The sequence below is a fragment of the Methylobacterium sp. J-070 genome (assembly GCF_022829385.1).
Classification (GTDB): Bacteria; Pseudomonadota; Alphaproteobacteria; order Rhizobiales; family Beijerinckiaceae; genus Methylobacterium.
The window spans coordinates 1-1,125 of sequence record NZ_JAKSXX010000159.1 but is presented as its reverse complement, the minus strand read 5'-3'; the positions used below and the strand labels follow the sequence as shown (position 1 = coordinate 1,125).

The 1,125-nt window shown below is 67.8% G+C and carries 1 protein-coding gene; it reads left to right on the top strand.

The genetic code is table 11. The features are described 5' to 3' along the window. Nucleotides 1–1,119, top strand: a 1,119-nt coding sequence (tuf, locus tag MKL01_RS15860) for an elongation factor Tu (protein ID WP_243906173.1), incomplete at its 5' end; no start/stop codon positions are given. Nucleotides 1,120–1,125: the final 6 nt, after the last annotated feature.

Genomic DNA, 1,125 nt, shown 5'->3' with positions numbered 1-1,125 from the left:
AAGACGTCGCTGACGGCGGCGATCACGAAGGTGCTGGCGGAGACGGGGGGCGCGACGTTCACGGCCTACGACCAGATCGACAAGGCACCGGAGGAGAAGGCGCGCGGGATCACGATCTCGACGGCGCACGTGGAGTACGAGACGGCTAACCGGCACTACGCGCACGTGGATTGCCCGGGCCACGCCGACTACGTGAAGAACATGATCACCGGCGCGGCGCAGATGGACGGCGCGATCCTGGTGGTGTCGGCGGCCGACGGCCCGATGCCGCAGACGCGCGAGCACATCCTGCTGGCCCGTCAGGTCGGCGTTCCGGCGCTGGTGGTGTTCCTCAACAAGGTCGACATGGTCGACGACGAGGAGCTGCTGGAGCTGGTCGAGCTTGAGGTGCGCGAGCTGCTGTCGAAGTACGACTTCCCGGGCGACGACATCCCGATCACCAAGGGCTCGGCGCTGATGGCGCTCGAGGACAAGGAGCCGAAGATCGGCAAGGAGGCGGTGCTGGCGCTGATGGCGACGGTGGACGCCTACATCCCGCAGCCGGAGCGCCCGATCGACCTGCCGTTCCTGATGCCGATCGAGGACGTGTTCTCGATCTCGGGGCGCGGCACGGTGGTGACGGGCCGGGTCGAGCGCGGGATCGTGAAGGTCGGCGAGACGGTGGAGATCGTCGGGATCCGGGACACGCAGACCACGACGGTGACGGGCGTGGAGATGTTCCGCAAGCTGCTCGACCAGGGTCAGGCGGGCGACAACGTCGGCGTGCTTCTGCGCGGCACGAAGCGCGAGGACGTGGAGCGGGGCCAGGTGGTGTGCAAGCCGGGTTCGGTGAAGCCGCACTCGAAGTTCAAGGCCGAGGCCTACATCCTGACCAAGGAGGAGGGCGGGCGCCACACGCCGTTCTTCACCAACTACCGGCCGCAGTTCTACTTCCGCACGACGGACGTGACCGGGATCTGCACGCTGCCGGAGGGCACCGAGATGGTGATGCCGGGCGACAACGTGACCATGGACGTGGCGCTGATCGTGCCGGTGGCCATGGAGGAGAAGCTGCGCTTCGCCATCCGCGAGGGCGGCCGCACCGTCGGCGCCGGCGTCGTCGCCGCCATCAACGATTGAGTTCGC